Genomic DNA, 20,246 nt, shown 5'->3' on the forward strand with positions numbered 1-20,246 from the left:
AACATGTTTGACAAGTAAAGTCCTTTCATTAGCTTTATAAAAGAAATGCGTATACATTACCTGCCGCCATGGCTGGTAACTTCTCAACACATAACCCTTTATTAACCAACAAAAAACAAAATGTCAAATCTGTATCGTTCCATTAGCGCCGCCAAAAAAAGGCATGCAAAAACAACTGTTATTGCATTAGCGCTGGGATCTGCCATTGTAGCTGTACAATGGATGGACCCTAAACCAAAAGCCCCAAAAACACGCGCAGCGGTAGAAAAAGGCTTAAAAGACTACTACAAGGATTATTTTAAAATTGGCGTAGCCGTTAACGTCCGTAATACAGGCGGCGGTGACGAGACGGAATTGATAAAAAAAGAATTTAACAGCATAACGCCCGAGAATGATATGAAAATGGTCTCGGTGCACCCTTCAGAACACGTGTGGAACTGGACAAATGCCGACAAAATTGCTGACTTCGCCGTTAAAAACGGCATTAAATTACGTGGTCATAATTTATTGTGGCATTCACAAGTGGGCGCATGGATGTTTAAGGACAGCCTAACCGGTCAAAACGTTAGCAAAGAGGTGCTTTTACAGCGTTTAAAAACACATATTACCACGGTAGTTAACCGTTACAAAGGCAAAATTTATGCCTGGGACGTGGTTAACGAAGCCATTGATGATAAACCAGAGGTTTTTATGCGTAATTCGCTGTGGTACCAGATAGCCGGCGATGACTTTATACCAGCGGCATTTACTTATGCGCACGCTGCCGACCCAAATGTTGAACTATACTACAACGATTACAACGAAAGTAACCCGAGCAAAAGAGATAAAATATATAAATTGGTTCAAAGCCTGTTAGAGAAAAAGATCCCTATTACCGGTATAGGCCTGCAATGCCACTGGAAAATAGAGAGCCCAAGCACAGATGATATCAGAGCAGCCTTTGCTAAGTACGCATCGTTAGGTGTAAAGTTACAGGTTACTGAATTGGATATAACTGCCCGTCAGCAACGCCCACGTGGTGAAACACCCGACACTGCAGCTGCATACAGTCCTGAAATGTCTGAAAGACAAACCAAGCGTTACAAAGAAGTGTTCGAAATATTCCGTGAGAATAAAAAAGCCCTTAACAGTGTTACTTTCTGGAACGTTTCTGACCGCGGAAGCTGGTTAGATGGCCGCAACATGTTTGCCGGTGGCGCTGCTGCAACAGCAGCACCTGCCGGAGCTCCACCAGCTGGCGGCCCTCCTGCGGGTGCTCCTCCTGCCGGCGGTCCTCCTGCTGCTGGCAATCGTCCTGCCGGTGCCCCTGGTGCTGGTGGCCCGCCTGCCGGATTTGGACAAGGTCGTCCTCGTGGTCCGGTGGTAAAAGCTTACCCGCTTTTATTTGGCGTAAACCTGGAGCGCAAACCTGCTTACTTTGCTGTTACCGACTTTAAGAAATAAGAAATTATTATCCCACAAAAAATCCCGCTTTGTTAACACAAAGCGGGATTTTTTTATTTAGCGAATCGCGCGACTAATACAAACAATTAAGGTGTAGCCGTATACGCGTATTCACTCTGTTTATGCTGTATACACTTTTTTGCATAAAACACTCTTATTTAATTGCTTATGCATAAAATATTCGGCTGCTATTTATAAAAACACGCCCAAAATGACCAATACAACTTTTGGGTGTATACACCCCGGCTTGTTAGAAATAATGTTTTTCGCCCGAATAACGCCTGTTTTAGCGGCCTTTCTTGCCTTCAATATCAGGCAGCAAACCCGTAAATATGCCTATCAACGGCAAAAAGGCGCAAACCTTAAATACATACTCAATGCTGGTATTGTCTGCCAGTTTACCCAACAGCGCCGAGCCTAAACCACCCATTCCAAAAGCAAGGCCAAAAAACAGGCCCGCTATCATACCTACTTTTCCGGGTACCAACTCGGTAGCGTACACTAAAATAGCAGAGAATGCCGAGGCCAGGATCAAGCCGATAATGCCCGAAAGCACAACAGTCCAAAACAAGGATGCATAGGGCAGTATTAAAGTAAATGGTGCTACGCCAAGTATAGAGATCCAGATAATGTATTTCCTGCCAAAGCGGTCGCCCAACGGCCCTCCAAACAATGTACCAGCCGCTACAGCCCCTAAAAACACAAACAGGTAGATCTGCGATTGCTGTACCGTTACATGAAATTTATGGATCAGAAAAAACGTGTAATAGCTTGTCATGCTGGCCATGTAGAAATATTTAGAAAATACCAGGATGAGCAGGATAAACAACGAGAAAGCGATTCTTTGTTTAGACAACATCGGTCGCGAATCGTCGGCACTGCCATACTTTTTAGCCACTTTTAGCGCCATGTGTGCCTGGTACCATCTGGCAATTTTAGACAACAGGAAAATGCCAACAATAGCCAGCAAGCAAAACCAAATAACATTGAACTGGCCGTGCGGCACTATAATGATAGCTGCCAACAGCGGACCAATAGCGCTGCCCGCGTTACCCCCCAATTGAAATATAGATTGCGCCAGGCCTTTTTTACCTCCTGATGCTAAATGCGCTACCCGCGATGCTTCAGGGTGAAAAATTGACGAGCCTATGCCTATAAGTGCCACCGACATTAAAAGATGAATAAAGCTATCGGCAACTGATATAAAAAGCAAGCCCGTTAGCGTAAAGCACATACCAATGGCTAACGAGTACGGCCGGGGCCTTCTATCTGTATACGCGCCTACAACCGGCTGCAGCAAAGACGCTGTGAGCTGATTGGTCAGGGTAATTAAACCAATTTGCGCGAATGTGAGATTGTATTTTGCTTTTATAAGCGGATAAATAGACGGGATTAAAGATTGCAGCACATCATTAATAAAATGCGCCGCGCTTATGGTAAACAGGATGGAGAATACGGTTTGTTGGATGGCCTGTTGGGTATCGGTATTTTGAGTGGTGGTGTTAAATGTATCCTTCATAGCTAAATCAGTTTGTCTGATCCTGTTTTTCAATGTGGCTAAGTTAAACTTTGTGAGCGAGAACTTAAAAAGTAGCTCTCCACATCAAGTAACACCACCGCTCGTCTTTGCGAGGAACGAAGCAATCCCCGAGAGTTAAGCATAGGCTATTATTTCTTTAGGTGATGCTTGAAGCGTTTTTGATCTCTGTGCAATCACCTTGCGTTTATTAGCATGTGTAGAGATTGCTTTGTTCCTCGCAAAGACGTAAGGTTTATGTCTAACGGTCTAATTCTTATGCAGGAGGTTACGCCCGCTCCGGCTCCAATATCCCACTCAGCAATTCAATCCCCTCATCAATATCCCGCACGCCTTCAATACTCAGGCGCAGGGTGTTTTTTACTTCCTTTAAATTAGTACGGCGGGGATTGCCCTGCACAAAGTTGAGGATATTGCGGAACACCGGGGTTTCATAGTAAGCAGATTGCTGGTTGGTAATAAAGTACCCCCGCAATACGCCTTTTTTAAGCGAGATCTTTTCAAAACCGAGGGCTTTGCCAAGCCACTGCAAACGCATGGTGTTCAACAGGTCATTAACCTGCGGCGGTATAGGGCCAAACCTGTCGTGCAGTTGCTGCTGAAATGCCAGCAACTCGGTTTCATTCTCCAGTTTAGACAATTCTGAGTAGAGATTATAACGTTCAGAAAGACTGGTAACATATTCGTTCGGTATCAGTATCTCCAAATCGGTATCTATCTGCGTAAAGCTAATGAATGGCTTGGGCTTATCATCCGGGAACAGGCCTTTAAACTCATCGTCCTTCAACTCCTGTATGGCTTCGTCCAGTATCTTGTGATACATCTCGAACCCAATTTCGGCAATAAAGCCGCTTTGCTCTGCTCCTAACAGGTTACCACTGCCGCGAATGTCCAGATCGCGCATGGCTACGTTAAAGCCGCTGCCCAGATCGCTAAACTCCTCTATCGCGCTCAGGCGTTTACGCGCCTCGTTGGTTAAAGTAGATAACGGCGGACTAAGCAAATAACAAAAAGCCTTTTTGTTGCTCCGGCCTACCCTACCCCGCATCTGGTGCAAGTCGCTCAGGCCAAACATGTGCGCGTGGTTAATAATGATGGTATTGGCATTGGGAATATCCAACCCGGCCTCAATAATGGTGGTGGCTACCAGCACATCATACTCATGGCTTACAAATTTAAGCATCACATCTTCCAGCGCGTCGCCCTCCAATTGCCCGTGCGCTATGCCTATGCGTGCTTTAGGCACCAGCTTATGGATCATGCCACCTAATTGCGGCAAGTCATTCACCCGGTTATGGATAAAGAACACCTGCCCGCCACGGTCCAGTTCATGCTCAACAGCTTCTTTTATTAGCTTATCATTAAACACATGCAGCTCGGTAACCACCGGCTGGCGGTTGGGTGGCGGGGTTGATATAATGGAAAGGTCTCTTGCGCCCATCAAAGAAAAATGAAGCGTACGTGGTATAGGCGTAGCCGTAAGCGTAAGCGTATCAACATTGGCGCGCATTTGCTTTAGCTTTTCTTTGGTGCTAACGCCAAACTTCTGTTCTTCGTCAATTATCATCAGGCCAAGGTCCTTAAACTTAACGTCTTTGCTCACCAGGCGATGGGTGCCGATGATAATGTCAACCTTACCTTCTTTTAACTTCTCCAGCGTCAGCTTTATTTGCGCGCTTGATTTAAAACGGTTAACGTAATCAATATTGCAAGGGAAGCCTTTCAGCCTGTCGCTAAATGTTTTGTAATGTTGCGCTGCCAAAATAGTGGTGGGCACTAATATGGCCACCTGCTTGCTGTCGGCAACGGCTTTAAATGCCGCGCGGATGGCCACTTCGGTTTTACCGAAACCCACGTCGCCGCATATCAGGCGGTCCATAGGGTGCGGCGATTCCATATCGCGCTTAAAATCAGTAGTAGCTTTTTCCTGGTCGGGGGTGTCTTCGTAAATAAACGAAGCTTCCAACTCGGTTTGCAAATAACTATCGGGAGAAAAAGCATTACCCTGCTGCGATTTGCGTACGGCATAAAGCTTAATCAGATCGCGGGCTATGTCTTTAACTTTTTTTTTTGTGGTTTTCTTTAGCTTCTCCCAGGCATCGGTACCCAACTTATTCATTTTGGGTACGGTGCCTTCTTTCCCACTGTATTTTGAGATGCGGTTAAGCGAATTAATGTTTACGTAAAGCAGGTCATTATCGGCATAGATCAGGCGGATCATTTCCTGCTGCTTGCCTGCTACTTCCACTTTCTCTAACCCGGCATATTTACCAATGCCGTGGTCTATATGGGTAACGTAATCGCCGGGCTTTAACTCGCGCAGTTCTTTTAGGGTGATGGCCTGCGAGCGCTGATAGCCTTTTTTAAGCTTGTATTTATAGTAGCGGTCAAATATCTGGTGATCGGTATAGCAGGCTATTTGCTGCTCCCGATCAATAAAACCTTCGCGAATGGAGATGCTAACCGGGGTAAACTTTACTGTTTTATCCAGGTCATCCAGGATGGCGTACAATCGCTCTATCTGTCTGGATGAATCAGTTAAGATAAAATTCTCTATGTGCTCGGCCTCGTTATTTTTAAGGTTATGTATCAGCAGGCTAAAATCTTTATTGAAAGATGGCTGCGGGCGCATATCAAAATTAAAGCTTTGCGTAGGCTGATAAAAAAACTGTTTGCCAAACTCAATTACGGGGAAATCGTGCAGCTGGTCGGCAATTAGTTTATCATCGGTAAAGCTAAACTTGGGGTCTATCCAGTCGGGGTTTTTATTTTTTTCGTCTGCAGATAAGGCATTCCACAGCTGTACCGCTTTTTTATATCCGGTTTGTATTATATCAAAAGTAAACTGCACATCCTTTATCCAGACCTGGCTGCCTGCATCAATATATTCCAACAGGGATATGTTACTTTCTGTTAAGAATTTTGATTGCACATTAGGAACAATAGTGATGCTCTTCACCTGCTCTACAGACAGCTGGCTTTCTATTTCAAACGTGCGGATAGACTCTATCAAATCGCCAAAAAACTCAACCCGGTAAGGCAGATCATGTGAGAAAGAGAAGATATCAACAATACCCCCACGGATAGAGAACTGCCCCGGCTCGTAAACAAAATCAACCCGGTCAAAATCGTACTCTACCAAAAACTCATTTATAAAATCAATGCTGAGCTTGTTGTTAACAGCTATCTCAAGGGTGTTTTTTTCAAGCGATGCGCGGTCGATCACCTTTTCGGCCAGTGCTTCGGGGTAGGTAACTATCAGCTGCCCGAATTCTGTTGAGTGATTTAACTCATTCAAAACCTCGGCACGCGCCAAAACATTGCTGCTGTCGGGCTGGGTAAATTCAAAGGGTTTACGGTAGGATGATGGGAAAAGAAGAACTTCTTTGCCGGTCAGGTTTTCCAGATCGGCCTGAAAATAGCCGGCCTCTTCCCTTTCGGGCAGCACAAAAACCATGTGCTTATGCTGCAAAAAATACAAAGCTACCGCCAGGGTTGCATCGCCTGATCCAACCAAACCACGTAGCTGTATTCTGGGGTTTTTAGTGCTGTTAATGGCCGTAGCCAGCTCTTTTACCCGGTCATCAGCTTTATATTTTTCTAATATATCACGGATGTTCAAACCGAGGTAAAGATACAGAAAATAGTATGCCGAAACGAGCGAGGTTATTTACAGTACAAAGAAAAATTGCCTGCAGCTGCCGGAAATTCAAGTGCGGTGGCTTTTTTCATATCTGTACAAGCCCCTGCCTTGTCGCCTGCAAAATACCGCGCAAGGCCCCTATTATTGTAAGCGTTAGCATAATTAGGGTCTATTTGTAAAGCCTTATCGTAGTAAGTTACAGCCCCCTTATAGTCTTTTAATGATGCTGTTGCATTAGCTAAATTTAAGTAGGCAACAGCGCTTTGGGAATCTAACTTTAGCGATGTTTTAATATCGGCAATAGCCGTAGTAAATGCCTTTAATTGGATTTTTGCATACCCCCGGTTGTTGTACGCGTCGGCATATAGCTTGTTAAGTTCAATTGCTTTATTGAAATCGGCAATAGCACCGTTAAAATCACCCTGCTGACTTTTGGCCAATGCCCTGTTATTGTAAGCAATAGCGTTACCCTGGTTTAAAGATATGGCAGCGTTAAAACTTTTAACCGCGCTTTTCACATCACCAACAGCGCTCTCGGCAATTCCACGGTTAATTAATAAACTCTCGTCGGCAGGCTTAATTTCGCCCGCTTTTTTGTAATCGAGCAAAGCGCCCTGGTAATCTTTTTGGCCTGCTTTTAACACCCCGCGATTCAAATAGGCTTCTGCTGATGCCGAATCCAGATCGATCACTTTTGTAAAATCTACATACGCACCCTCTTTATTGCCTGTTCTCATTTTTAACATGGCCCGGTTAAAGTAGGCATCTTTATAACGTGGCTTAAACGCTATAGCCTGATTGTAGTCTTCTAACGCGGCAGCAAATTCTTTAATATTTTGTTTAGCATATGCCCGGTTAAAGTAGGCCTCCGGATACTCAGACCGAAAAAGAATCGCCCTGGTGTAATCGGTAATTGCCGCCTGGTAGTTCTTTAAATACGTTTCTGCCAGGCCCCGGTTATTATAAGCCAGTTCAAATGCAGAGTCTAAAGCCAAGGCGTTGTTATAATCGTTAATGGCACCGGGTAAATCTGTCAATTTAAACCTGGAGATGCCTCTTCTGTTATAATAACTTGCATGGCTGGGGTCGGCAGTAATAGCGGAAGTAAAATCATTAAAGGCGTTTTTATAGTCGCCCAATTCAAAATAAGCCTGTCCGCGGCGATTATAAGCGTCGGCAAAACGCATGTTTCCATCTATTGCCTGGGTATAAAGTTTTATTGCCCCGGCGTAATCTTTAACAAAAAATTTCTCATCGCCCTGGTCTACAATCTGTGTGGTGCTCTGCGCAATAGCCACAGACGGGAGGGTTAAAAGAATAAATATCGCGAGCTTTTTAAACATGCTTACAGGATAGCTTTTGGCTAATTTAATATTTAATGCAATATCCATAAAAACAATATTGCCTTAAAAACACTTTTTATGGTAGTTAAGCAACGTATGGTGTTTTAACACGTATTTATTATAATAACTCACAACAAATAACCTTATAAAATGAAAAATGCACTAACATGGGGCCTGGTCATCGGTATACTTAGCGGATTATGGCTGTTTATCATGCACTGGATGGGGTATGATATTAAGGATGATAAGGCGTCGCCTTATGAATATTTCTCTGTACTTATACCTGTAGTGGTATTGCTTTTAGCTATTAAGAGCTACAAAGAAACGGATATGGGCGGCAAAATGAGCTTTTTAGAGGCCCTGATACAAAGTTTTAAAGTTTTACTGTTTGGCGGTATAATAGCCGCGTTTGCAGGCATAGTTTATATTAACTACGTAACCGAGGCCAATAACTATAGCGCTTTCTCGGGGCGTTTGTTCGGCGCGCTGCTTGTTGGTGTGTTATCAGCTTTTGGCGTATCTTTGTTGCTAGCCAACAAATCAAACAAGCTTGATTAAAAAGTTATTCTTTAAATATTTTGAACTGGTATTCTGGATCGCAGCATTGATAGCCCTCGCCGTCTGCGATCCGGCCCAACCATCCCATTTTACCCTTTGCCCTTTTAAGCTTTTAGGCATAACCTGGTGCCCCGGCTGCGGTATTGGCCACGCAATCGCCTTTTTATTTCATGGCGACATTGCCGGTTCTTTTAACGCCCATTGGCTTGGTCTGCCTGCATTAGGCATTATTTGCTGGCGAATAATTACATTGTCTGTCAACGTAATCCGACCACGCAAACTGGCTTTTCAATGACCGTAGCACAACTACGGCTTACAAGCTTTTGCTATCTTTGCGCCTATGGCCGCACCCATTTATTCGCCTTTTGATACTTTTAATTTTAGCAACCGCAATTGCTTTTTAACAGGCGCAACGCTCAATAGCGAAGAAGAACGCATTAATATATTCCCGCAATGGTTAATGACGCGCTACAAGCTGGAGGACAAACCTTTTAAAATGCTTGATGAGAGCATGGCCACCTATAAGGACCTTAAATTGCCATGCAGCGCAGCAATTAACGAGGCCTATTTGGAACCGCTTGAGAAAGAAATAGCTGATGCATTTGGAAAAGGATACGAAGCGGTTAAGCAATTAGATACCTTAAAGCTGTTTCAATGGGCAGGGCGATTGCTGTATGGTATAATCTTTACCGAAATACAATCGGGCATTAAACTGCAGCGCTCACATGGCGAAGATTTTAATATTTCTCAGTCTATTATCCACAAGTTTAGCAACCTGCATTTAATGCTGCAAAGCATTAATCAAAATATAATATTTGAGGATTTTACCCCCTACAGCCTGTTTTTGTTTAAGGTTGATAATGCCGAAGAGGAATTTGGTTATCGCGATGAGATAAATACGCTCACGTTTGCATTACGCATTAACGATTTTGGCCTGATAATCTGTTTCCAGGATAACGGCGCTAACAAAAGTTACCATCGCGAAATATTGACAAAAGTTGAGGGACAAACCCTTCACCCCATTCAGTTTGAAGAGATCAGCGCGAGGGTGTTTTACTCCGCCTACTTATTTAATCGCCTGCCCGAATATACCGTGATGCCTGTAAATGATGAGATATACATTGAGGCGATGCCGCTGCGCGGCATGACGGGCAAGCCGCTGTTTGATTTTTGGCAAAATAAAACCTACGGCCAGGTGTTGGAAAGTTTTTGGAAAAACTGGGGCTTTTTGCTTTTAGAGATCATTAAAGACCCCGAAAACCCAATGACTTTTTTACTGGATGAACATGGTGGCTTTAAGCCTGCCGCCAGTATTGAATTTTCGCGTTGATCTGCTCTGCAAAAAGCGGCAATATTTCAGGGTGCAAAATGGCGGTTATAAAAAGCCCGCAGAGAGCGCCGTAAAAGTGCGCATCATGGTTAATATTGTCTCGCGCGTGTTTAGATGCGAAATGGCAGTAAAGAAGGTATAGCACGCCAAACACAATAGCATAAATTGGTATGGGTATCGGTATTATCATCAACGTGGTTAGCGGCGAATACAGAATGAACCCAAATATCACCGCGCTTACCGCTCCGGATGCGCCCAGGCTATGATATTGATAATGATCTTTATGTTTGGCTACCGTTGGCAGGTCGCTTATAATTAAACTGGCAAAATAAAGTAACCCAAACTGCCAGTGCCCCATTAAAACCTCTAACTGGAAGGCAAAAGCGTAAAAAGAGAACATATTAAAGGCCAGGTGCATCCAATCAGCATGAATCAATCCGCTGGTTATCAAAGTAAACATGTTCTGTTTTCGGGCAACACTGTAGGGATGCAATATCATTTTTCCGTACAAGTCGGCATTAGAGAACGCCATTATAGAACATGCTATGGTTATGGCAAAAATAAACGAGGCAACCGGTGCCAGGGTAAGGTATTGCATCATTTTGATTAGGGTTTAGAAGTATTGATCTCGGCCTGCACCTTTTTTGGCAAACCGGCAAACACCAAAAGGTAGGATTGATCTATCATTTCTTTCAGTTGTTTATCACTTAAAGCGCCGGTTATATCAACAGTGTTCCATAGCTTTTTATTCATATGGTAGCCGGGTTTAACTTCGGGGTGCCTTTCGCGCAACTCAACAGCCAGCTCTGGCTCGCATTTTACGTTGAAACTACCGGCTGCGGATAAACTTATCAGAAGAAACATTTTTCCTCCAACTTTAAAAACAAGCGTATCTTCATCAAAAGGGAAACCTTCTGTAGCTCCCGGCTTAGCCAGGCAATGATCACGCACTTGCTCTATATTCAAAATATTATTCTCTTTAATAGTTTGACTTGCTTGGCCCAAAGTTTACCTTAATACCCAAAACTATCTGGCGGTACAGATCAGGTACGTTGTTTTTAAAATCTTTCGCAGAGTCATCATAGCCATCAAGACCTTCGCCCCAGGTAATATTCATTACATACCCTAAATTTACGCCTATAAATGGCTCTCCGTAGCTGTTGTTGATCTTCAATTCATAGCCTACGCGTATAGGCACCATTAAATTCATACTTTTATCCTTGCCCGGAAAAACGTAGTTGGAGCCCGGACTTACGCGCTGAATAAATGCCATATTATTGCTAATAAGGCCTACGCCCGTGCCGGCATAAAAATCCTTTAAATAACGTATTGGTCCCCGGTAGCCATAATCCCCCATTATCTGGCCAAGGAAAACGTCGCCACGCGCAATTATAGCGGTGTATTTATTTTTATATTCACGACCGTGCAGATCTGTAAGGACCCCGCCGCCCGCTAACTCGCCGGTTTGGAACTCAAGCCCAAGCGGCAAAAACAAGGACAGATTATAATAACCTACTACACTAACGCCACTGCTGTTTTTGGCCGAGGCCAAGTCTGCATAGGGATATAATGCGTTATAGTATACCCCCAAACCATAGGTGTTGTAATTGTAGGATTGTGATTTAACAGGGTTGGCCAGCACCAAAACAAAAAACAATAAAAGCAGCTTCTTCACAATAAAAAAATGGTCATTTTTACAAGCAATACACAAACATTAACACGGCACAAATATATGAACTTTAAGTTAGCCGAAGGCTTTACCGTTACCGAACGTTTTTTACGCTATGTAGTTGTAGACACACAGTCGGACCCTGCATCAACAACTTGTCCATCAACAGAAAAGCAAAAAAATTTAGGACGATTGCTGGTTGAAGAGCTGCTGGCAATGGGCGCTACCGACGCGCATTTAGATGAGCATGGTTACGTGTATGCAACCATATCATCTAATACCGAAAAGAAAACTGTACCGGTGATCTGTTTTTGCTCGCATATGGATACATCGCCTGATTGCAGCGGCGAGGGTGTAAAGCCGATAGTTCACAAAAACTATCAGGGCCAGGACCTGGTACTGCCGGATGACCCGACGCAGGTTTTGCGGTTTGCTTACCACCCTGATCTGAAAAACCAGATCGGCAATGATATCATTACAGCAAGTGGCACCACATTGCTGGGTGCTGATAATAAGGCCGGGCTTGCCGAAATTATGGATGCCTGCTACCAGTTACTCAAACACCCCGAAATAAAACACGGCGATATTCGCATACTATTTACGCCCGATGAAGAGATTGGCCGGGGCGTTGATAAGGTTGATATGCAAAAGCTGGGCGCCTATGCCGGTTATACTATGGATGGCGAAAGCGCGGGCAATATGGAGAATGAAACTTTTTCTGCTGATGGAGCAAAGCTTATCATTCGCGGCGTTAGTTCGCATCCCGGTTTTGCTAAGGGGAAAATGCAAAGCGCTATAAAAATAGCAGGGCGTATAGTGGCGCAACTGCCTTATGATCTGTCACCCGAAGGCACCGAAGAAATGGAAGGCTTTGTGCACCCGGTAAGTATAAGCGGGCATGTAGAGCAAGCCGAAATTGATTTCATTATCCGCGATTTTGATGATGCAAAACTGGCCGAACATGCTGGGATGATACGTAAGATAACCGAGGCCGTGTTAGTTGATTATCCCGAAAGCAGCTACGAACTGCTAATAAAACAGCAATACCGCAACATGAAGAATGTGCTGGACCAGCACCCGCAAATAGTTGAATACGGCATGGAGGCCATCCGTCGCGCTGGGTTGGATGCCAAACTGTGCAGCATCCGCGGCGGCACGGATGGCTCGCGCCTGTCGTTTATGGGTTTGCCCTGCCCAAATATCTTTGCCGGCGAGCATGCTTTTCATGGCAAGCAGGAATGGGTATCTGTACAGGACATGCAAAAGGGCGTTGAAACCATTTTGCATTTGTGTATGATTTGGGAGGAGCGGGCGTAAAGCAACATTCTATTTTTTTGGAAGTTTTACTTTAAACCAAATTTGTCGTGGTTCTGTAAAACCCAACCAAGCCGGGCCATTTTTAATAATAGATATCGCTTTAGTATACTGTGCTGCTGAGCTATAACCTACTGCTTGAATATTTGATATCGTACCATCCGGGCCAACATAGAAAAAAATCATAATCTCATCACTAGATTTGGCTGATGCCGCAGCATTTAAGCGAATGTAATCTACATAGTTCTTCCAACCCAATTGTGGCTTAGGCTTAGCTACTGTGTCACCGGGTATTATTACGCCTCTCCCGTCAATCGCCCAAGGTAAACGTCTGTTTTTAATATCACGGACTACAAGATTAACTACTTTTTCAGGGCCGGGGTCTCTAATTCCTCTATTCGCCACGTTGCTATAATCATCTATCACCTGTACTTTCTCTAAAATATCAGCAGGTAAGTTTCGCGTAACCTCAATCAAATCTCTGCCGGGATATTCTTTACCATTTACCTTGATTTTTTTTATCGGCTTCGCCTCGTAATATAGATTGCGGTCTTCCTGTTCAAATCCCGGGGTCCTGCGTATTACATTTAAAACTTTTGCAGCGTTTGATATAGGGTAATTGTTGGTAATAATTTCAGTAGTGTCCGTTTTATAAATTATCTGAGGCATATAAATTACCGTCTCATTTAAGTAACTCCCGGCAGGTGCTCCCAGACTTTTATTCCGTTCCGGCCGGGTTCCCGGATTCAATACCTTATCCGAAATACCATTACCCGCCCCATTTAACCGGTTTGTAACAGGCGGTATGCTTAATGGTGCTGGCTTTAATGTAGTTACCGCCCCGGTAAGGGCGGTTTTCTTCTGCGCGCCGTAGCCCACTACCACAACTTCATTTAACACGCTGTTTTTAGCGGTAGTTAAGTTGAGCACTTTGTCGGGCTCGCCCGACTTGATACCCGTTTTGCCCGCCTGATCGCCATAATTGTCCACAACCTGAAATTTTTCAATAATATCAGCGGGCAGGCTTTTAATCGCCTTCGCCACGTCGCCGCCGGTATAATCCTTCCCATTTAAACGAGCCTTTGATACTTCGGTTCCGTTAAAGGACAAAGATCCGTCGGGGCTTACCTCAAAACCTTCTGCCTTCTTAAGTATTTCATCAACGCTTGCCTTGCTCTTTACCTTATAATCGCTTGCTATGTACTCAACGGTGTCCGCTTTATATTTGACTGATGGATTGCCTGCAATAACCACTTCGTTTAAAATGGGTGCAGGTTGTTTTATACGTTCGGGCTCAACATGGGCATCAGCCACCAATTTGCGTTCTTTGGTTGTTACTTTTTGCAGCCCAGGCCCGGTAATTGCAATTTGCCTTTTATTGTTTTTTAGCGCTGCGTGTGTATTCTGGGTTTTAATTGGCTCCGGCTTTAAAAACCAATATCCGGCTCCTAACAAAACCAATACAGTTGCCGCAATGGGCAAAACACGCCAAAATACGACCGGCTTTTGTTTTGATTTTGCCGCCCGTTGATGTAGCTGGTTTTTAAGCAGCGCAAAAGTTTCCTCATGATCATCATCAGGTAACGCTTCGTATCCCTCTAATGCCTCATTTAAAAAAGCATCATCGTAACTTTCCCGCTCCAGTTGATGCATATCCTGCGCGTTAAGCCTCCCCTTAACGTATTTGTTGAGTTGCGATATATTGGTTTTACTTTTTGCCACGACTCTTCTCCATACAAATTTTTAAATTCCGTTTACCATTCTGGATGTAGCTTTTAACTTCCTTCACATCATATCCGGTGCTGTCTGCTATTTCCTTGTAGCATTTATCAGCAATAAAAAACAGTTCAATGCTCGTTCGTTGCTCTTGCGAAAGCTTCTGTTTACACTGATCTAATTTCCACATTTCGTCATCCCAACCCTGATCATGTTGTACCCCATCAGACATATTATCTACAGCATCCAGTGATTCTTTTTGCTTATTCTTAACAGACCGCATTTGCGACAGGCAAAAATTGCGCGTAAGCACATGCAGCCAACTTTTAAAATTGCTAACCTCGTGCCGGGCCGATTTGATGATCAGCTCCTCAAATATTTGCATTACAGCGTCTTTGCTACTGTCTTTATCCTTTAAATACTTTATGCATAAGCCGTAAACCAGGTGCATGTATTTTTCATATAAAGCCGCAAGCACTTCCAGGTCGCCGGTTTCCCGGTACTTTAACAGCAGCACTTCATCTGCTGATCTGCTGTAATTGTTATGGCTTTTAAGAAAGTTCATCAAGCATCTAAAATAATTTTTTTTACATCGTTTATGGAAAACTAATACTATGACGCATCATACAGGCAGAAATCCATAAATCTTAAAAATATTTATTATGAGAACTTACTTAATTGCACTAACCGCAGCCGTTTGCCTTACACAGGTAAGCCCAAACGCCCCACGAAATATAAACGGAATCGTTTACGATTCGCTTGATAAAAAGTCAATGGCCGGGGTAACCGTAACGGTTGAAGGGAATAAAAAGCCCGTGTATACAGATTCAAAAGGGCACTACACCATAGCCGTGCCCGGAAATAAGTCCCGGTTAATATTTTCGGCTATAGGCTACAAGTCGGATACCTTGCTGCCGGGCAAAACCAATACGCTTAACGTGTACCTGAAACCAATGCCGGTAATTTATAAAGCAGATACAGCTGCTTACGCTGCAAACAACTATAAGGTAAAGAGCAACGCAAGCGTTAGCGAAATGATTAAAAAAATAGAGGGTTTTGAAGTAGATGCTAATGGTAACGTAACATTCCAGGGACAGCCGGTAACCAAAGTTAGGTTAACCGGTAAAGATTACACGGGAGGTGATGCGGCGCAAGCTCTTCAAAGTCTTCCATCAGATATAATAGAACATATTCAGGTTATAGATGATTATGGCAACTCTGCCGGCAAAACAGGTATCAAATCGGGCGAGCCAACAAAGGTGCTCAACTTAACTAACACTAAAAACAGTGCGTTAAATGAAGTTGTAGTAACGGGGTACGGTGTGCAAAAAAAGGCAGCCGTTGTTGGTTCGGTAACTACAATAAATCCAACGGCAATAAGTGCACCTCCTGCTATGAATCAGTTACGCGGTGTGGTTAATCGTATTGCGGATAACAATGAATCTTATAGCCCCATTGTTGAAAATCAATTTATCAATCCCACAACAACACCTCTATCCACACTAGCCACAGATGTAGACGCGGCATCATACGCCAACGTGCGCAGATACATCAACTCCGGGCAACTACCGCCTAAAAATGCTGTACGCATTGAGGAAATGATCAACTACTTTAAATATGATCTGTCTGAGCCAAAAGCCGGCAAGCCGGTAGCCATTCAGGCTGAAGTTACCAACGCGCCATGGAACGCCAAACATCAACTGGTACGTATTGGTTTAAAAGCCAAAACCATTGATAACGACAAGCTGCCCCCAAGCAACCTGGTGTTTTTGCTTGATGTTTCTGGCTCTATGGATTCGCCCAATAAGCTACCGCTGGTAAAAACATCCCTAAAGATGTTGGTGGACCAACTGCGTAATATCGATCATGTTGCAATGGTAGTTTATGCGGGCGCGGCCGGTTTGGTACTACCATCAACACCAGGCGATCAGAAACAAAAAATTAAAGATGCCATTGACCAGTTAGGTGCCGGAGGGAGTACAGCCGGAGGTGTCGGCCTTAAGCTGGCTTATAACATTGCGCGCCAAAACTTTAAAAAAGGTGGCAACAATCGTATTGTTATGGCTACTGATGGAGATTTTAACGTGGGCCAGTCGAGCGATAAGGATATGGAAGGTTTGATTGAACAGGAGCGCCAAAGTGGTGTTAGCATCTCTATTTTAGGCTTCGGCATGGGTAACTATAAAGACAGTAAAATGGAACTGCTGGCTGATAAGGGCCATGGCAACTACGCTTATATTGACAACGTTACAGAAGCCACCCGCTGCATGGTAACCGAGTTTGGCGGAACCTTATTCACCGTTGCAAAAGATGTGAAGCTACAGGTGGAGTTTAACCCGGCTAAAGTGCAGGCCTACCGTTTACTGGGTTACGAGGATAGGTTATTAGCTAAAGAAGATTTTAATAATGATGCCAAATTAGGCGGCGACATGGGTGTGGGTCATAATGTAACCGCGTTGTATGAGATCATCCCGGCAGGAGTAAAAGATGATGCTTTTTCAGCCAGCGTAGATCCGTTAAAATATCAAAAAGAGCAAAACCCGGCTATTAAAAATGCATCAGATGAATTGATGACGGTAAAATTCCGCTACAAAGACCCTCATGCAGATGTAAGCAAAATGGAATCAATTGTGATACAAAACAAAACTGTTGAGCTGAATAATTCAACAGAAGATATGCGTTTTGCTGCAGCCGTTGCAGAATATGGTTTATTATTGCGCAACTCTCAATTTAAGCAAAGTGCCAATTTTAACCAGGTAATAACCTTAGCCAAAAACGCGAAAGGAAAGGATGAGCAAGGCTACCGCGCAGAATTTATACGCCTTGCGGAAAGTACCCGCGACATGGCTAAAAGCAACACCCTGGCCGCCGAATGATAAGATACCGAACTACCTAAACCTGCAATACCTTTTTTTAGCCCCTCTCCCTCAGGTAGAGGGGCTTGGGTGTTATTTTTCGGCTAACAGATCGTTAGTAAGTTTTTCAAACTCGGTTATAAATTCAATATAATGCTCGCCGGTTCCGGGGCCGCTAAAGCCGGTATGTATTTTACGCACGTCACCTTTTTTGTCAATGATGATGGTAGTGGGAAAGCCCAGCACCTTATCAAGCATAGGCAGGCTTTTGGCAGGTTCGCCCGTGGCGGGTGTATAGCCGGTTATTAATAAGGGATAGGGAATATCAAATCGCTCTTTCAAGTGCTGCAGCGCTTTTTGCGATCGGGCGAAATCTGTAGTTCGCTCATAAGCCAGTCCCACTATTTCAACACCTTTTGGCTGATATTTTTTGTAGTAGTTTACCATATAAACGGTTTCGTCCATGCAGTTAGGGCACCACGATCCCATTATCTGAACTATCACTACCTTGTTTTTAAAGCGTTCGTCGCTTAATGAAACGTTCTTTCCATTTAAATCATTAAACGTAAAAGCCAGTTTTTTAAAGCCGGGCTTTAGCGCGGTAAGCGAGTAGGCATCGGGTAATTTAGCATTATTGTCTTTCACCGCCGTCCATTCCTTATACCCGCTTTTTCCGGCATAACGTTTACCCCCAATAATTTTATCACCACTCACTTTGGCCATAAACAGATAGGCATTACCACCGTCAAAGGCAGACAGGTAAAGACTGTCCCCGCTAACCACACCCTCTAAAAAGCGGTAGTCGCCGGTAGTGGTTAAAAAAGTACCGGTAATTTTGGCACCTTGTTGTTTAAACTCCCCCACAGCAAAACTGGTATCCTCAGCTGCTCCAAAGGTAGTAGCCCACCTGCCCGAAATATCCGCCGAGGGCTTGCTTTGCGTTTTAAAGCGCCAATCCTCATTATGGAAGGCATTAAAGTTCAATACAGCGTCGCTATCGGCCAAATGCTTTATCCACTTACCTATTAAAACATCTTTTTCAATTTTCAATTTAAACTCCGAGTCGAACAGCGGCATTTTAATCGCCACGCTATCGCCCTTAATATTTACATCCGTCACCTTAAAGCGTTCAGATCCATTAAAAATGGTCATCTGTTTTTTGCCGGCGGTATCAGTAATTTCAAAATTGAAAGGTATTTCGTTGCCCGAAGCTGTTTTAAGCGCGCCCCGCCAAATACCTGTTTGTAACTGCGGTTTGGCGCATCCCGCTAAAAATACAAGGGGTATTAGTAACGCAGGCAGAAATCTGAATATTTTCATTGCAATTGTATCTAACCAAAGTTAACCAAAAACAGACCGTTACTTCAGTATATCGCGCGATATGACAATACGTTGAATTTCTGACGTTCCTTCATAGATCTGCGTTACCTTGGCATCCCTCATCAGGCGCTCAACATGGTACTCTTTTACGCAACCGTAACCGCCGTGTATCTGCACCGCTTCAATTGTGGTTCTCATGGCTATTTGTGATGCGAAAAGCTTGGCCATTGCGCTGGCGTGGCCGTAGGGCTGTCCGTTGTCCTTTAGCCAGGCGGCTTTGTAGCAAAGTAGTCGCGCGGCTTCTATCTCTGTTTCCATGTCGGCCAGTTTAAATTGTATAGCCTGCAACTCTGCTAATGTTTTGCCGAAAGCTCTTCGCTCTTTTGAATAATTTAAAGCCAGTTCAAAGGCCCCGGCGGCAATGCCTAAAGCCTGCGCAGCAATGCCAATGCGCCCACCTTCCAATAGTTTCATCGCCATAGTAAACCCGAACCCATCTTCGCCTATCCTATTTTGTTTAGGTACTTTAACGTCTGTAAAGTGCAGCGAATGCGTATCGGATGCGCGCATACCCATTTTATTTTCCTTTGCACCAACTGTAAAGCCGGGCATGCCTTTTTCTACAATCAGCGCGTTTATGCCATGATGTCCTTTTTCCGCGTCGGTTTGTGCCAAAACAATATAGGTAGTAGCCGAGCTGCCGTTGGTTATCCAGTTTTTAACCCCATTCAGCAAATAATATTCGCCCATATCTATGGCAGATGTACGTTGTGACGATGCATCAGAACCGGCCTCGGGCTCAGAAAGGCAAAAGGCACCTATCTGTTTGCCGCTTGCCAGCGGAACCAGGTACTTTAGCTTTTGTGCTTCGGTGCCGTATTTCTCCAAACCGTAACACACCAACGAGTTATTGACCGAAACTATTACAGCTGCGGAAGCATCGATCTTTGAAAATTCTTCCATAGCTACCACGTACGACAAGGTATCCATACCACTGCCTCCATACTCCGGCGAAACCATCATGCCTAAAAAACCCAGTTCACCCAGTTTCTTTACCTGCTCTACCGGAAATTGCTGTAAATCATCGCGCGCTATTACGCCGGGTTTAAGTTCTTCCGCTGCAAAACGCCGCGCGGTTTGCTGTATCATTAGCTGCTCTTCGGTCAATTCAAAATTCATCTCGCTACGCTTTTAATAAATATACATCAGAAATTTTTGCAAAAAAAAAGAGAGCTCTTTTGAAGCTCCCTTTCCCCTAATTAATTTAAACTATTGATTAAACCCAAAACAAAGAACAAAAAACCTCAGCCTGGGCGTCTGAGAATTCAAATAATTTTTGGCAGATGCGTATTGTTTTTCATAGATGTATATGCAGGGCCACATGTGCTATAACAAAATTAGCGCCATACGCGGCCTTTCTACTGACTTATATGTCATATTTGAAAAATTAGAGCCCTTGTTTAAAACTTATTTACTCCGCATAACGACTAAACGTTTAATTTTATATTTCGTAAACAG

At 44.0% G+C, this 20,246-nt stretch carries 16 protein-coding genes; 6 read left to right on the top strand and 10 right to left on the bottom strand.

The genetic code is table 11. From position 1 onward, the window contains the following. Positions 1 to 120: 120 nt before the first annotated feature. Positions 121 to 1,443 carry an endo-1,4-beta-xylanase gene (locus ACFQZS_RS18185; RefSeq protein ID WP_377102424.1) on the top strand — a complete coding sequence of 441 codons (1,323 nt, stop codon included), beginning with the start codon at positions 121 to 123 and terminating at the stop codon, positions 1,441 to 1,443. Between the two features lie 286 nt (positions 1,444 to 1,729). Here ACFQZS_RS18185 and ACFQZS_RS18190 read toward each other — a convergent pair whose 3' ends face one another. The 3 genes from ACFQZS_RS18190 to ACFQZS_RS18200 form a co-directional block, all read right to left on the bottom strand. Then, positions 1,730 to 2,962, bottom strand: a complete 1,233-nt coding sequence (locus tag ACFQZS_RS18190) for an MFS transporter (RefSeq protein ID WP_377102426.1) — start codon at positions 2,960 to 2,962, stop codon at positions 1,730 to 1,732. Between the two features lie 286 nt (positions 2,963 to 3,248). Further along, the gene (mfd, locus tag ACFQZS_RS18195; protein WP_377102428.1) at positions 3,249 to 6,602 is read right to left on the bottom strand and encodes a transcription-repair coupling factor; all 3,354 of its coding nucleotides are present in this window, start codon (positions 6,600 to 6,602) and stop codon (positions 3,249 to 3,251) included. 44 nt (positions 6,603 to 6,646) lie between these two features. Continuing rightward, the gene (locus ACFQZS_RS18200; protein WP_377102429.1) at positions 6,647 to 8,014 is read right to left on the bottom strand and encodes a tetratricopeptide repeat protein; all 1,368 of its coding nucleotides are present in this window, start codon (positions 8,012 to 8,014) and stop codon (positions 6,647 to 6,649) included. 102 nt (positions 8,015 to 8,116) lie between these two features. Here ACFQZS_RS18200 and ACFQZS_RS18205 point away from each other — a divergent pair, with 102 nt between their 5' ends. The 3 genes from ACFQZS_RS18205 to ACFQZS_RS18215 are packed head-to-tail and all read left to right on the top strand — an operon-like array spanning position 8,117 to position 9,854. Next, positions 8,117 to 8,524, top strand: a complete 408-nt coding sequence (locus ACFQZS_RS18205; RefSeq protein WP_377102430.1) for a DUF4199 domain-containing protein — start codon at positions 8,117 to 8,119, stop codon at positions 8,522 to 8,524. Then, positions 8,517 to 8,819, top strand: coding sequence for a DUF2752 domain-containing protein (locus ACFQZS_RS18210; RefSeq protein WP_377102431.1), 303 nt, complete (start codon positions 8,517 to 8,519; stop codon positions 8,817 to 8,819). Before ACFQZS_RS18205 ends, ACFQZS_RS18210 begins: the two co-directional genes overlap by 8 nt. A gap of 45 nt (positions 8,820 to 8,864) precedes the next feature. After that, positions 8,865 to 9,854, top strand: a complete 990-nt coding sequence (locus ACFQZS_RS18215; RefSeq protein ID WP_377102433.1) for a hypothetical protein — start codon at positions 8,865 to 8,867, stop codon at positions 9,852 to 9,854. Here the strand turns inward: ACFQZS_RS18215 and ACFQZS_RS18220 are convergent. Genes ACFQZS_RS18220 through ACFQZS_RS18230 form a run of 3 tightly spaced genes read right to left on the bottom strand, consistent with a single transcriptional unit; the run spans position 9,820 to position 11,529 of the window. Next, the gene (locus ACFQZS_RS18220) at positions 9,820 to 10,455 is read right to left on the bottom strand and encodes a rhomboid family intramembrane serine protease (RefSeq protein WP_377102434.1); all 636 of its coding nucleotides are present in this window, start codon (positions 10,453 to 10,455) and stop codon (positions 9,820 to 9,822) included. The genes ACFQZS_RS18215 and ACFQZS_RS18220 overlap by 35 nt on opposite strands. A 5-nt stretch (positions 10,456 to 10,460) precedes the next feature. Next, positions 10,461 to 10,820: an MmcQ/YjbR family DNA-binding protein gene (locus ACFQZS_RS18225; RefSeq protein WP_377102435.1), complete on the bottom strand. Its 360-nt coding sequence runs from the start codon at positions 10,818 to 10,820 to the stop codon at positions 10,461 to 10,463. 13 nt (positions 10,821 to 10,833) lie between these two features. Further along, positions 10,834 to 11,529, bottom strand: coding sequence for a hypothetical protein (locus ACFQZS_RS18230; RefSeq protein WP_377102437.1), 696 nt, complete (start codon positions 11,527 to 11,529; stop codon positions 10,834 to 10,836). A 57-nt stretch (positions 11,530 to 11,586) separates the two neighbouring features. Here ACFQZS_RS18230 and pepT point away from each other — a divergent pair, with 57 nt between their 5' ends. Next, positions 11,587 to 12,840 carry a peptidase T gene (gene pepT, locus ACFQZS_RS18235; RefSeq protein WP_377102439.1) on the top strand — a complete coding sequence of 418 codons (1,254 nt, stop codon included), beginning with the start codon at positions 11,587 to 11,589 and terminating at the stop codon, positions 12,838 to 12,840. A gap of 9 nt (positions 12,841 to 12,849) precedes the next feature. Here the strand turns inward: pepT and ACFQZS_RS18240 are convergent, their stop codons facing one another. Both ACFQZS_RS18240 and ACFQZS_RS18245 read right to left on the bottom strand, forming a co-directional pair. Then, a complete protein-coding gene (locus ACFQZS_RS18240) occupies positions 12,850 to 14,559 on the bottom strand; it encodes a hypothetical protein (protein WP_377102440.1) in 1,710 nt (569 codons plus the stop codon). Continuing rightward, a complete protein-coding gene (locus ACFQZS_RS18245; protein WP_377102441.1) occupies positions 14,546 to 15,118 on the bottom strand; it encodes an RNA polymerase sigma factor in 573 nt (190 codons plus the stop codon). The genes ACFQZS_RS18240 and ACFQZS_RS18245 overlap by 14 nt, the downstream gene beginning before the upstream one ends. A gap of 97 nt (positions 15,119 to 15,215) precedes the next feature. On the opposite strand from ACFQZS_RS18245, the gene ACFQZS_RS18250 reads away from it, so the two are divergent. Beyond that, on the top strand, positions 15,216 to 17,429 hold the full coding sequence (locus ACFQZS_RS18250; protein ID WP_377102442.1) for a YfbK domain-containing protein: 2,214 nt from the start codon (positions 15,216 to 15,218) through the stop codon (positions 17,427 to 17,429). Between the two features lie 72 nt (positions 17,430 to 17,501). Here ACFQZS_RS18250 and ACFQZS_RS18255 read toward each other — a convergent pair whose 3' ends face one another. Next, positions 17,502 to 18,728 (bottom strand): TlpA disulfide reductase family protein, encoded by a 1,227-nt coding sequence (locus tag ACFQZS_RS18255; protein WP_377102443.1) that lies wholly within the window; start codon positions 18,726 to 18,728, stop codon positions 17,502 to 17,504. A 39-nt stretch (positions 18,729 to 18,767) separates the two neighbouring features. Then, a complete protein-coding gene (locus ACFQZS_RS18260; RefSeq protein WP_377102445.1) occupies positions 18,768 to 19,907 on the bottom strand; it encodes an acyl-CoA dehydrogenase in 1,140 nt (379 codons plus the stop codon). Positions 19,908 to 20,246: the final 339 nt, after the last annotated feature.

Source organism: Mucilaginibacter calamicampi, assembly GCF_042676765.1.
Classification (GTDB): domain Bacteria; phylum Bacteroidota; class Bacteroidia; order Sphingobacteriales; family Sphingobacteriaceae; genus Mucilaginibacter; species Mucilaginibacter calamicampi.

Excerpts from the sequence above, each read along its gene's own strand:
- ACFQZS_RS18185 (WP_377102424.1), top strand. The coding sequence starts at position 121 with ATGTCAAATCTGTATCGTTCCATTAGCGCCGCCAAAAAAAGGCATGCA.
- ACFQZS_RS18190 (WP_377102426.1), bottom strand. The coding sequence starts at position 2,962 with ATGAAGGATACATTTAACACCACCACTCAAAATACCGATACCCAACAG.
- ACFQZS_RS18200 (WP_377102429.1), bottom strand. The coding sequence starts at position 8,014 with ATGGATATTGCATTAAATATTAAATTAGCCAAAAGCTATCCTGTAAGC.
- ACFQZS_RS18205 (WP_377102430.1), top strand. The coding sequence starts at position 8,117 with ATGAAAAATGCACTAACATGGGGCCTGGTCATCGGTATACTTAGCGGA.
- ACFQZS_RS18215 (WP_377102433.1), top strand. The coding sequence starts at position 8,865 with ATGGCCGCACCCATTTATTCGCCTTTTGATACTTTTAATTTTAGCAAC.
- ACFQZS_RS18220 (WP_377102434.1), bottom strand. The coding sequence starts at position 10,455 with ATGATGCAATACCTTACCCTGGCACCGGTTGCCTCGTTTATTTTTGCC.
- pepT (WP_377102439.1), top strand. The coding sequence starts at position 11,587 with ATGAACTTTAAGTTAGCCGAAGGCTTTACCGTTACCGAACGTTTTTTA.
- ACFQZS_RS18245 (WP_377102441.1), bottom strand. The coding sequence starts at position 15,118 with ATGAACTTTCTTAAAAGCCATAACAATTACAGCAGATCAGCAGATGAA.
- ACFQZS_RS18250 (WP_377102442.1), top strand. The coding sequence starts at position 15,216 with ATGAGAACTTACTTAATTGCACTAACCGCAGCCGTTTGCCTTACACAG.
- ACFQZS_RS18255 (WP_377102443.1), bottom strand. The coding sequence starts at position 18,728 with ATGAAAATATTCAGATTTCTGCCTGCGTTACTAATACCCCTTGTATTT.
- ACFQZS_RS18260 (WP_377102445.1), bottom strand. The coding sequence starts at position 19,907 with ATGAATTTTGAATTGACCGAAGAGCAGCTAATGATACAGCAAACCGCG.